This window comes from Streptomyces sp. NBC_01750 (assembly GCF_035918095.1).
Classification (GTDB): Bacteria; Actinomycetota; Actinomycetes; order Streptomycetales; family Streptomycetaceae; genus Streptomyces.
The window spans coordinates 4889100-4901474 of the sequence record NZ_CP109137.1 but is presented as its reverse complement, the minus strand read 5'-3'; the positions used below and the strand labels follow the sequence as shown (position 1 = coordinate 4901474).

Sequence of the window (12375 nt, the reverse complement as noted above, 5' to 3'; positions counted from 1 at the left end):
CGGAAGCACGTCCGGCACGAAGCAGGTCCGGCACGGGGGAAGGGCGCGCGGCGATGGAGCCACTGGCACCGGCAGATCCACGGCACATCGGCGAGTACCGTCTGCTGGCCCGGCTCGGCGCGGGCGGCATGGGCCAGGTCTACCTCGCGCGCAACGACCGCGGCCGCACCGTCGCCGTCAAGCTCGTACGCCAGGAACTCGCCGTGCAGGAGGAGTTCCGCAACCGATTCCGCCAGGAAGTGCGCGCGGCCCTGCGCGTCGGCGGCGAGTGGACCGCACCCGTACTCGATGCCGACACCGAGGCCCCCGTCCCGTGGGTCGCCACCGGCTACATCGCGGGACCCGCGCTCCACACCGTCGTCTCCGGCGGTCACGGCCCCCTCCCGGAGCGTTCCGTCCGCATCCTCGCCGCCGGCCTCGCGCACGCGCTCGAGAACATCCACGGCGCCGAACTCATCCACCGCGACCTCAAGCCGTCCAACATCCTGATCACGATCGACGGCCCCCGGGTCATCGACTTCGGCATAGCCCGTGCCCTGGAAACGGTCACCGACGGCGGTCTCACCCGCACCGGCGCGCTCGTCGGTTCGCCCGGTTTCATGGCTCCCGAGCAGGTACGCGGCGACCGCGTCACCACCGCCTGCGACATCTTCTGCCTCGGCTCCGTCCTCGCCTACGCGGCGACGGGCCGCCTCCCGTTCGGCTCGGCCGACAGTGGTGTGCACGCGCTGATGTTCCGTATCGCGCAGGAGGAGCCGGACCTGGCCGGCCTTCCGGAATCTCTGCTCGAGCTCGTACGCGACTGCCTCAACAAGGACCCCGGGTCCCGTCCGACGCTCGCGCGGATCCTGGAGCGTACGACCTCCGACGCGGACGGCGAGCCCTGGCTGCCCGGCGCGCTGATCGCCCAACTGGGCCGCCATGCTGTGCAGTTGCTGGAGGTGGAGCAACCGGCGGCCCCCGCACCGGCAAGGGCCCCGGCCCCGGAACAGCCGCCGACGATGACCGCGGTCGCCGCCCCGAAGCCCCCCATGCCGCAGTCCACGCCCCCGCCGACCCCGCCCCCCGCGTACGGGTACGGCTACCCGTACAGCGGCCCGTCACCGGTTCCCAACGCCCCCGCACCGGCTCCGTACGCCCCCAACACCCTCCCGTACGGCCCCGCGCCACGGAGGAAGGGCGGCACCATCGCCCTCGTCGCGGTGGCCCTGGTCGTAGCGGTCGGGGCCGGCGGCTCGGTGTACGCGTTCATGGGGGACGACGGCAAGCGGCCCGCGTCCACCGACTCCAAGTCGCCGGCCTCGAAGGCCCCCTCGCCGCTGACCTCATCGCCGGCGGCCCCCGCCACCACGCCGCCGACCGATCCCGGCACGGCGGCCGGCGGCGTCCCGCAGGAGTACGTCGGCACCTGGCAGGCATCCTTCGACACCGCCGACGGCACCAACGTCCGCACCATGACGATCACCCAGGGCACGGCCGGCACCCAGGTCATGACCCTGTCGGGCACCGGACCGAACTACGACTGCCGCTGGTCGGCCACCCTCCGCGCCCCGGGCCCACCCCTCGAACTCGGCCCGACCCAGGTCACCTTCGGCGATCCGAAGCAGTGCTCACCGGGTCAGTGGAGCCGCCTGGACATGCCCGACAGAACGACGATCGTGCGCGAGCTGGTGGGCTCGGGCGGTGCGCCGCTCACGTACACGAAGACGAGCTGATCAGGGGCTCGGCCGGAGCACCGCCCGAACCGTTCCTCCGTGCCGGGGACGGTAGTGGCCGGCGCTGACCATGCGGTTCAGAGTCTGATGGCGTACACGTAGCGGCTGTTGTAGCGGGACCGCGGCTCGCCCGGGTCCTGGTCGCCGACCGCATACTCGCCGAGCGACCACAGGAGTCCTTGCCCGCCGGTTCGTGCGTAGGACAGATCCTCCGGCCCCCGCACCACCCTGCCGCTCGTCCGCACGGTCAGATCGGTGGCGGCCGCCCGGCCCGTCCGCAGGTAGCCGTACTCGGACGGGCCGTCACTGCGGGAGACGTAGAACCTCTCGTTCACGCTGACCGCGCCCTGGATCTGCTTCCCATTGGTGATCCGGTACGTCTTCTGCGAGAGCACCGACTGTGTCGCGGGATCGACATGCCGCAGCGCCCCATGGTCGCGCTCGACCTCGAACCGCACCGCCCGCGCCTGCGCCGATGCCGAGCCCTTGTCGACGAACTCGCTCACCAGCAGCGTGTGGTACGGCCCGGTCGTACGGTCGACGGACACCTGGGAATAGCGCATCCTGTCGATCTCGGCCTCGATGTCGTCGTACCCGCGGCTCTGCGGCAGGACGTACTTGCAGCCGTAGCCGTAGTAGCGATTGTCGCTGTGGAGCCCGCAGTGGCTCATCGCAGGGCCGCCGGTCGACACCTGGAACATCTGGTCCAGGTTGAACACCCGCAGACCGTACTTGGTGTCCACGACGTACAGCCGGTCCTTGTACCAGGCGATTCCCCCGACATGCTTTGTCACGGGCCGGAAGCTGTACCGTCCGCTCCCGGTCCGGTACGGCTCGACCAGCAGCACATGCCGGTACATCGGACGGGACGTGCCGCTCACATCCACAAAGCTGATGCGCGCGGCCTGATGAGCGGCCCTGTTCATCGTGTACCAGGAGACCAGCACCACATTTCCGCCGGTTCCGTGGCCGTCGTAGTCGGTGGTGATGCCTTGGGGCCGCCAGTCCCGGGTGGTGAAGTCGTCACGCCGCCAGGTGAACGTGCGCGCCACGTCGGGTGAATTCCGCCGTGGCCAGTCCGGCCTTCGCCGGTATGTGCCCGACCTGTTGAGATCCTCCATTACCTGGCTGACAGGGGCATGGGGAAGCCTTTCCACATCGAGCAGCCCCTTGATGGCGTCGGGGTAGGAAGCGCCGCCACCCTCCGGGTCCTTTCCCGTGCGTATCCAGAGCCTGACTCCTGGCAATTCGGCCGCGACGGCCGCGTGCGCCGTCGCGGGTACCAGAAGCCCGCCGGCCGTCGCCACGAGTGGGGCCGCGGCCATGCCCCGAAGAATTGTCCTCCGTGTTGTGTCCATGGGGATGGACGCTAGAGATGGTGGCGGCTGGCTGTCCCGGTTCCGCGCGTCCGGGACACGTCCCGGACGCCGATGGGGTCAACCGAGCAGCACGGACGCGGCGTTGCAGAGCAGAAGAGGGTGCACGAATCGACCGGCACCAGTGGGCGGGAACCGCCAGGACAGCGGCCAGGTGCGGCCTTTGAGGGCAGGCACCGGGATATAACTCACGTGAGCGTGACCCGAGTTGAGCCGGGTCACACCTCGCGGCCAGGCTCGGTGCGACGTCGTCCCGGCCGGTACGAGGAAGTACACGGACCGCCTCCCGTGCGCCTCGATGACGACGGGCCCGGGGTCACCCCCGGTCATCCTCTCCAGGAGATCGGCGAGGCGGCGGCCGTCTTCGTCGTCGACGCGGATGGCGTCGAATTGCACGCCCGCCTTACGGAGCTGGAATCCCGAAGCCGGAATCCAATCGAGGTTTACTTCGCGACTTTGCGTATCCACAAGGACAGTCTGGGTGACCTTGGCTAGCGTTTTCCAGGACCGGGACGAGGGGTCCGGCATACGTTGACCTGCTCGAGCTCCCTTTGAGGCGGGTCGAATTCGGCGGGGACTGGTTGAGACCGGTTGAGTCCGGTTGAGTCGAAGCGGTGATCGTAAATGGCACGTGCGGAAAACAAGGAAACGGCGGGTCCCGCGACGCGTCTGGTGGCGAATGTCGCGCGCAATATGCGCGTCCAGAAAGGACTGACGCAGGAGCAGCTGGGAAACGAGATGGGCTTCACGGGCGCGGCGGTGAGCGCGATGGAGACCTGCGCGCAGCCCGCGAGCGACCAGATGCTGGTGGAGCTGGAGAGGGTGCTCGGGGGCGGGACGGGGATCTTCGAGGAGGCGAGGACATACGTACGGCTGGACAAGTACCCGGCGCAGTTCAAGGACTACGCGCTGCTGGAGCAGAAGGCGGTGGGGCTTTGTCTGTACGCGACGCTGGTCGTGCACGGGCTGTTCCAGACGGAGGAGTATGCGCGGGCGCTGATCGGCGGGGGTTATCCGCCGTTGTCCGAGGAGCGGGTGGAGGAGCTGGTCGAGGCGCGGATGGCGCGCAGGGCGCTGTTCGAGCGGGAGCCGGTGGCGCTGATCGAGCTGATCCTGGAGGAGTCGGTGTTACGGCGGACGATCGGCAGCGAGGAGGTCATGCGGGGCCAGCTGCGGCACCTTGCGGAGTGCGCGCGGCGGCGTAACGTGACGCTTCAGGTGTTGCCGCTGGACGCTGGGCTCAGCGGAGAATACGCAGGCGACCGCGGTGGGATGGAGCTGGTGGAGAGCCCGGAGCATGACCGCTTGGTCTTCCTGGAAATCCAGGGCGAGAGCCTGCTGATCAAGGAGCCGGGAAAGGTGAGTACGTTGACCCAGCGGTATGCGAGGATCCGGGCACAGGCCCTGGATCCCCGTGAATCGCTGGGCCTCATCGAGCGGTTGGCAGGAGAGCAGAGATGAGCAACAGCCTGCGCTGGTTCAAGTCCAGCTACAGCGACAGCGGTGGCGGCAGCTGCATCGAAGTCGCCTTCGACTGGCGCAAGTCCTCGTACAGCAGCGACGGAACCGGCGACTGCGTCGAGGTCGCCGCCTGCCCCCGCACCATCCACATCCGCGACTCCAAGCGGGCCGACGGACCCACCTTCGCCGTCGCTCCCACCACCTGGACGAACTTCCTCGACTGGGCAAGCTGAACCCGTACGTAGGAGAAGCCATGACGAAGACGGGCACAGCAGTACCGGGTCCGGCGGGTCTGCCGTTACTTGGCTCGATGTTCGAGCTCAAGCGCGACTCGCTCGGCACCTACCTCAGCGCACAGCGCGAGCACGGAGACGTCGTCAGGTTCACCGCGGGCCCGCCCGGGCTGCGAATCGAGCTGTACGCGGTGTTCTCCGCGGAGGGCGCCCAGCAGGTGCTGGCGACGGAATCGGCCAACTTCCGCAAGGACAACGCCTTTTACCAGGAGGTCCGGGAGTCGTTCGGCAACGGCCTGCTGACCAGCCAGGACGACGACTACCTCCGGCAGCGGCGGCTCGTACAGCCGCTGTTCACCCGACGACGGGTCGACGGCTACGCCGACGCCGTAACCGCCGAAACCGCCGCGCTGCTCTCCACCTGGCGCAGCGCCCCCGACGCCACGGTGGACGTCGTCGCCGAGACGACCCGGCTCACGCTGCGGGCGGTCGCCCGCATTCTGTTCGGCACGGACGTCGAGGCGGCGGTCGACGTCGTGGAGCGATGCTTCCCGATCATCGGGGAGTACACGCTCGCCCGCGGCTACTCCCCCGCCAACTTCCCGCGCAGCTGGCCGACTCCGGCCAACCGGCGGGCCACGGCCACGATGGGCGATCTGTACGCGGTGTGCGACGGGATCATCGAGAAGCGGCGCGCGGAGGGGAAGGCGGCACAGGGCGAGGACCTGCTGACGCTCCTCTCCCAGGCCGAGAGCGCGGAGGACGGGACCCTCGACGCGTCCGAGATCCGCGACCAGGTGCTGGTGTTCCTGCTCGCGGGGCATGACACAACGGCCACGTCGCTCGCGTTCGCACTGCACCTGCTGGCCCGCCACCCCGAGCAGCAGGCGCGGGCGCGGGAGGAGGTGGTACGCGTACTGAGCGGACGAACCCCGGGGGCCGCGGATCTCGAGGCACTCCCGTATCTGACACAGGTGCTGAAGGAGGCGCTGCGCCTCTACCCGCCGGGTCCTGTCATCGGCCGCCGGGCGGTCGCGGCGACGGAGATCGGGGGGCACACGATCCCGGCCGGCGCGGATGTGATCGTCGCGCCGTGGGTGACGCACCGGCATCCCCGGTACTGGGACGAGCCGGAGCGCTTCGACCCGGAACGGTTCACGCCGGAGCGGGAGAACGGGCGGCCGCGGTATGCGTGGTTCCCGTTCGGCGGCGGGCCGCGGGCGTGCTTCGGTCAGCACTTCTCGATGCTGGAGTCGGTGCTGGCGCTGGCGATGATCCTGCGGGAGTTCGAGCTGGACGCCATCGACGTCGATGTCCCGGTGGATACCGGGATCACCCTGCGCGCGACGGGCCCGGCACGGTGCGTGCTGCGCCACGTGGGCGGCGCGCACTGATCTGACGCGAAGGCGCGGGGCCCGGACGCGATCCGGGCCCCGCGCCGCGTACTACCGGACGATCCGGATCGTCCGGATGCCTGTGCCGCGGTACCGCGAGGGCGCTCGCGTCAGCACGGGCCGGCCGCGCGGCCACTCGACGGAAGGCCGCCCGCCGCGTGCCGCAACGGAACGAGCCCGCCAACTCCTCCCGCGACTGCGAGCGGAAGGATGACCCCGGGGCCCCGGTCGTACGCTGCGAACTCGACTCCACGGAACAGGTGCTGGCCACGGTCGCCCGGCTGCCGGGCGCCATCGGCTACAGCGAACTGCGCTCCGGGACTCCGCTCAAGGGTGTGCACCGCCTCTCCATCGCGGGCGACGCCCCGTCCGTCGACGACATCGGCAAGAGCGCGTACCCGTACCGGGAGATCGAGTACGCGTACACCTACGGCCAGCCGCCCGCCGACTCACTCGCCTCCAGCTTCCTCAGCTATATGAGCCGGGGCAGCGGCCAGGACGTCATCCGTACACACGGACATCTGCCGTGCGCGACGCCGAGGGGGCTGCGGATCTGTGGCGAGGACTGACCGTCGTCACCGGTGCGTGAATCCCGAACGCGGGCTCGCCACGCCGACTGCGTAATCTTCGGCGCATGGAACACCTCGCGCCCCAGGATCCGCCCTCCATAGGTGAATACCGTCTGCTCGGCCGCCTCGGCGAGGGCGGTATGGGCCGGGTCTACCTGGCCCGTTCCGCGGGCGGCCGTACGGTCGCGGTCAAGCTGATCAAGGCCGAGCTCGCCGGGAAGCCGGAGTTCCGCGGCCGGTTCCGGCAGGAGGTGGCCGCCGCGCGCCGGGTCGGCGGGGAGTGGACCGCACCCGTACTGGACGCGGACACCGAGGCGGCGGAGCCGTGGGTGGCGACCGGGTACATCGCCGGGCCCTCGTTGCTGCACATCGTGCGGGAGCGGCCGCTGCCCCAGGAGTCGGTGCGGACACTGGCGTACGGTCTGGCCGGCGCGCTGCGGAGCGTGCACGGGGCCGGTCTCGTCCACCGGGACCTGAAGCCGTCCAACGTACTGGTCACGATCGCCGGTCCTCGGGTCATCGACTTCGGCATCGCACGCGCGCTGGAGTACGCGTCCGAGGAACTGACCCAGACCGGCGTGGTGGTGGGGTCGCCGGGCTATATGTCGCCCGAGCAGATCCAGGGCGAGCGGGTCGGTCCTGCCTGTGATGTGTTCTCGCTGGGCTCGGTGCTGGCGTACGCGGCGACCGGGCGGCTGCCTTTCGGGCGTTCCGACACCGGGATCCACTCCATCATGTTCCGTATCGTGAGCGCGGAGCCCGATCTGAACGGCGTGGACGGGGAGTTGCGGCAGCTGATCGCGGACTGTCTGGCCAAGGATCCGGCAGGGCGGCCGACGCCGGAGCAGATCGTGGAGCGCACCCGCCCTGCCGATCCGGCCGCACCCTGGCTGCCCGCGGCGCTGATCGCCGAACTCGGGCAGCACGCAGTGTCGCTGCTGGACGCCGATACGCCGACGAGGGGCGCCGTGCCGACCCCGCCGTCACCGGATGCCGGCCGGGTGGCGTACGGCACCCCGCCGTCTCCGGGCACGCCCGGAACCTCTGGAACTCCCGGCATCCCGGGCGCCCCTGGCACTCCCGGCACTCCCGGCACTCCCAACACCCCCGGCACTCCGCGGTCGGATGCCACGCCCCCGTGGCCCCAGGCCTCCGGCGACCCCGCGCCCGCGGCTCCTGGCGGCGTGCCCGGAAGCCCCTCGGCCGCCGCCCCCTACGGCTCCTGGGTACAGGGCCACCTCGCGGCCCCCGACGCATCCGACACCGTCGGTACCGGCCCCGAGGCGCGGAAGCGCTCCTGGCGGACAGTAGTGATCGCCGGTGTGGCCGTGGCAGCACTGCTGGGCTCGGCCTTCACCGCCGTCGCTCTGCTGCGCGGGGACGGCGACACGGTCGCCGGCCGGCCGGGAGGCGGCGTCGGGTCGTCCAACGGAGCGCCTGACGCGGCCGGACGGGGCAAGGACAAGGAGTGGCTGTCGTCGCCCGGGCCCGGGAGCGGCGCGAGCGACGACGCGAAGGAACCTTCGTCCAAGAACCCGGCGGGCAAGAAGCCGGGAAAGCCTGGGAAAGCCGGTGGACCGGCCGCGCTGCCCGCCGCGTACGCCGGGGCATGGATCGGCAGCGTCGACCGCGACGGCGCGGACACCGGCTCGCAGCGCCGGATCACCCTCTCCCCCGGCAAGGTCGGCGACACTGTCGTCGCGAGCATCAGCGTGGGCGAGAGCTATCTGTGCAAGGGCACCGGCAAACTGCTTGCGGCAAGCGGTGGTTCGATCCGCGTCGACACCGGTGTCACCGTCAGCACTCCCGCCGGGAAGTGTTCAGCGATCGGCGAGCAGACCCTGACAGCGCGCTCCGACGGCACGCTCGCGTGGACCGCGAGCGGCGGCCGTAGCGCAACGCTGCACAAGGCCGGCTCCGACCGGATACGGGACGGCTTCCTGGGCTCCTGGGAGCGACAACTGACCGGATCCGCCGGTGTGCAGCGGTTGACCGTCTCGCAGGGTGCCGTGGGCAGCCAGGTCGTCACCTTCACCACCACACAGGACGGCGGCACGTGTCTGTCGAAGTCCGAGCTGTTCTCGGCGGCGGACCGCGTCGTGATCGGTCCTTCCCTGGTGGTGAGCGGCGACTGCGCGGCGGCCGGATCGTCGGTCCTGACGGTGAGCGGCAGCACGCTGAACCGGTCCTTCCTCGACACGGGCAACTCGCCGCGCGAGTACCGGCGTCCGTAAGAAAGGGTCTGCAAGAACGGGTCTGCAAGAACGCAGAGCGCCCCGGTCGGCCGCCGGCCCGCGCGTCAGCTTCCGGCCGGCATGACCCGGGTCACCTTGCCCTTGGGGTCGGCGTCCAGGTAGCCGCTGTCGTAGTCGTCGCCCAGGTAGACGCCAATACCGGCCGGGGTGTCGAACAGGTCGTTGGGCTGCCGGATCACGAGGTAGCGCGTGGTCGGGTTCTTCACGTTCAGTTCCTTCTCCGCCTTGCGCATCAGGGCGGGGAGGACGTCCCAGTCGAATGCGTCCATGCTGACCGGGAGATCGCCTCCCGACAGCGTGCCCTTCATCGAGTCCTGCGTGACGCCTTCGCCGGCCCGGTAGCTGTAGCTGTCGTACTTGGTCCTGCTGCCCTTGACCATCGCTTCGACGGAAATGTACTCCGGGTACACGACGAAGCGGCCCACCTGGTCGGTGCCCGTCTCCGCCTTCAGTTCCTTGATGGCCGCGCGAATGCCGTCCGGTGTCAGCAGGTCCGTCCTGACTGCGGCCCTCGACGGCTTGGACGTGGGAGTGGGGGTGGGAGTGGGAGTCGGCGTCCGTGAGCTGTTGGCAGAGGAGCCGGCGGAGGACTGCGACCCCGTGTCGCTGCCGAACAGCTCGTCGGCGTGCGGCACCAGGGACCACACCAGGACCCCGGTCAGCACGGGCCCGACGACGGCCGACGCGATCGCGAGTGCAGTCCGGCGCTTCGCACGGGCGCCCGTCCGGTGCAGCGTCCGACGTGTAGGGCCCGCCGGGTAGGGGGTCGGCGGCCCCATGGGGCCCGGCACGCCACCATGCGGAGTCGCGGGTCCGAAGCCCATCGGCGGCCCGAATCCGGGCGATGCCGGCGGCGGGGTCGCCGGTCCCGGCGGGGGCGTCAGCCGGTACGACGTGGTCGCGCCTGTCCCGCTCGGAATGCTTACCTCACCCTGAGCCGCCTCCGCGAGCATCCGGTCGACGGTCTCCGGGTCGGGCCGCGCGGCCGGGTCCTTGACGAGAACGGCGGCCAGTACCCCTGCCAGCGCACCCGCCCGGCGCGGAGGCGGAAGCTCCTCTTTGAGCACGGCGGCCAAGGTCGCCAGCGTCGACCCCCTGCGCAGCGGATGGTTCCCCTCGACGGCGACGTACAGCATCATCGCCAGGGACCACAGGTCCGAGCCCGGGCCGCCGTCGTCGCCGGAGATACGCTCGGGCGCCATGTAGTCGGGCGTGCCGATGATCGAGCCGGTCATGGTCAGCGAGGTCGACTCACGGATCGCCGCGATGCCGAAGTCGGTGAGGACGGGGCGCCCGTCGGGCCGCATCAGGACATTGGCGGGCTTCACGTCACGGTGCTGGATGCCGACGTCGTGCGCGGCCCGCAGTGCGGCCAGCACGTCGCGCCCCATCCTGGCCGCCTCGACCGGCGTCATCGGCCCCTTGTCCAGCCGGTCCTGGAGCGATCCGCCGGTCACCAGCTCCATGACGAGCCACGGGTAGGCGTGCTGGGCACCGTCCACCACGTGGTGGATGGTCACCACATGGGGATGGTTGACCCGGGCGAGTGCCCGCGCCTCCCGCAGCACCCTCTCCCGCAGAATCGCCGCGGCCTCGGGGTCGTGCTCGGCGAGCCCGGGATCGGGCGGCCGCACCTCCTTGAGGGCCACGGCCCGGTCCAGCGCCAGATCGCGCGCTCGCCACACCATGCCCATACCGCCGCCACCGAGCCGTGCCTCCAGCTCGAAGCGCCCGTCGATGACCCGTCTGCCGGATTCCCCGTCGCTCATGGGCGGGAGCCTATGAGGTGCCGGTGACACGACCCCGCGCAGGTGCCTCCATCGTTACCCGGCCGACGCGCCCGACGCCGGCGTGCGTGGGCCGCACCGGGGACCCGCCGAAGGCGCCGGGCCGTTCATTACCGAGCTGACCTGGCGCAACGCCGACGCGACAGGGGTGCCCCGCACCATGCGGGGCACCCCTGTCCGTAAGCCGTACTAGAGGAACGAGTTGATCTCGATCGTCTCGGTCCGGCCGGGGCCGACACCGATCGCCGAGATCGGCGCGCCCGACATCTCCTCCAGCGCCTTCACATAGGCCTGCGCGTTCTTCGGCAGGTCGGCGAAGGTCTTCGCCTTGGTGATGTCCTCGGACCAGCCCGGCAGCATCTCGTAAATCGGCTTCGCGTGGTGGAAGTCGGTCTGGGAGTACGGGAGCTCCTCGACGCGCTTGCCGTCGATCTCGTACGCCACACACACCGGGATCTGCTCCCAGCCGGTCAGCACGTCCAGCTTGGTGAGGAAGAAGTCGGTCAGGCCGTTGACCCGGGTCGCGTACCGCGCGATGACCGCGTCGAACCAGCCGCAGCGACGGTCACGGCCGGTGGTCACGCCACGCTCGCCGCCGATGCGGCGCAGCGCCTCGCCGTCCTCGTCGAGGAGCTCCGTCGGGAACGGGCCCGCGCCGACGCGGGTCGTGTACGCCTTGAGGATGCCGATGACCCTGCTGATCTTCGTCGGGCCCACGCCTGCGCCCGTGCAGGCGCCGCCCGCGGTCGGGTTGGAGGAGGTGACGAAGGGGTACGTGCCGTGGTCGACGTCGAGGAGCGTGCCCTGGCCGCCCTCGAAGAGGACGACCTTGCCCTCGTCGATGGCATCGTTCAGGATCAGCGTCGTGTCCGCGACGTACGGCTTGAGCTGCTCCGCGTACTGGAGCATCTCCTCGACGATCTTGTCGGCCTCGATCGCGCGGCGGTTGTAGACCTTTGCGAGGAGCTGGTTCTTGGACTCCAGCGCCGCCTCGACCTTCTGCTCCAGGATCGACTCGTCGTAGAGGTCCTGGACGCGGATGCCGACGCGGTTGATCTTGTCCGCGTACGTCGGGCCGATTCCGCGGCCGGTCGTGCCGATCTTCCGCTTCCCGAGGAACCGTTCCGTCACCTTGTCGACAATGACGTTGTACGGAGTGATCAGGTGGGCATTTCCGCTGATCAGCAGCTTGCTCGTGTCGATGCCGCGGTCGTTCAGCCCGCTCAGCTCGGAGAGCAGGACGGCCGGGTCGACAACGACGCCGTTGCCGATGACCGGAGTACATCCCGGCGAGAGGATTCCGGAAGGGAGCAGATGGAGCGCATACTTCTGGTCGCCCACGACAACCGTGTGGCCGGCATTGTTGCCGCCCTGATAGCGCACTACATAATCCACTGATCCACCGAGCAGGTCGGTGGCCTTTCCCTTGCCCTCGTCACCCCACTGAGCACCGAGCAGCACAAGTGCGGGCACAGGCGTACACCCCTTCCGGGCGGGGCAAGACCAAGGTCAGGGGGCCTGAGCCGTGCCTGAGTCTTCGGACCGGTTGCCCCGGAATAGACGAAGCCCCTGGCGCAATAGCGCA

General features: G+C 70.1%; 9 protein-coding genes and 1 pseudogene. 6 read left to right on the top strand and 4 right to left on the bottom strand.

All coding sequences use genetic code 11. From position 1 onward, the window contains the following. Window positions 1-53: 53 nt before the first annotated feature. On the top strand, window positions 54-1715 hold the full coding sequence (locus OG966_RS22140; protein WP_326651511.1) for a serine/threonine-protein kinase: 1662 nt from the start codon (window positions 54-56) through the stop codon (window positions 1713-1715). A gap of 77 nt (window positions 1716-1792) precedes the next feature. On the opposite strand, the gene OG966_RS22135 is transcribed toward OG966_RS22140, so the two are convergent. Further along, window positions 1793-3040, bottom strand: a complete 1248-nt coding sequence (locus OG966_RS22135) for a hypothetical protein (RefSeq protein ID WP_326651510.1) — start codon at window positions 3038-3040, stop codon at window positions 1793-1795. A gap of 111 nt (window positions 3041-3151) precedes the next feature. Further along, window positions 3152-3487 carry a hypothetical protein gene (locus OG966_RS22130; RefSeq protein ID WP_406731320.1) on the bottom strand — a complete coding sequence of 112 codons (336 nt, stop codon included), beginning with the start codon at window positions 3485-3487 and terminating at the stop codon, window positions 3152-3154. A gap of 228 nt (window positions 3488-3715) precedes the next feature. Between OG966_RS22130 and OG966_RS22125 the strand changes: the two genes are divergently transcribed. The 5 genes and pseudogenes from OG966_RS22125 (at window position 3716) to OG966_RS22105 (ending at window position 8982) form a co-directional block, all read left to right on the top strand. Then, entirely contained in the window at window positions 3716-4552 is an 837-nt protein-coding gene (locus OG966_RS22125) for a helix-turn-helix domain-containing protein (protein WP_326651508.1), read from the top strand. After that, window positions 4549-4785, top strand: coding sequence for a DUF397 domain-containing protein (locus OG966_RS22120; protein ID WP_326651507.1), 237 nt, complete (start codon window positions 4549-4551; stop codon window positions 4783-4785). Before OG966_RS22125 ends, OG966_RS22120 begins: the two co-directional genes overlap by 4 nt. Window positions 4786-4805: 20 nt before the next feature. Beyond that, the gene (locus tag OG966_RS22115) at window positions 4806-6179 is read left to right on the top strand and encodes a cytochrome P450 (protein ID WP_326651506.1); all 1374 of its coding nucleotides are present in this window, start codon (window positions 4806-4808) and stop codon (window positions 6177-6179) included. A 113-nt stretch (window positions 6180-6292) separates the two neighbouring features. Beyond that, window positions 6293-6748, top strand: a pseudogene (locus OG966_RS22110) (phosphate ABC transporter substrate-binding protein); the annotation flags it as partial. Window positions 6749-6813: 65 nt separating this feature from the next. Next, window positions 6814-8982 (top strand): serine/threonine protein kinase, encoded by a 2169-nt coding sequence (locus OG966_RS22105; protein WP_326651505.1) that lies wholly within the window; start codon window positions 6814-6816, stop codon window positions 8980-8982. Window positions 8983-9047: 65 nt separating this feature from the next. Here OG966_RS22105 and OG966_RS22100 read toward each other — a convergent pair whose 3' ends face one another. Together OG966_RS22100 and OG966_RS22095 are read right to left on the bottom strand one after the other, a co-directional pair. Further along, window positions 9048-10772 (bottom strand): serine/threonine-protein kinase, encoded by a 1725-nt coding sequence (locus tag OG966_RS22100; protein ID WP_326651504.1) that lies wholly within the window; start codon window positions 10770-10772, stop codon window positions 9048-9050. Window positions 10773-10979: 207 nt separating this feature from the next. Continuing rightward, a complete protein-coding gene (locus OG966_RS22095) occupies window positions 10980-12263 on the bottom strand; it encodes an adenylosuccinate synthase (RefSeq protein WP_326651503.1) in 1284 nt (427 codons plus the stop codon). Between the last annotated feature and the right edge of the window lie 112 nt (window positions 12264-12375).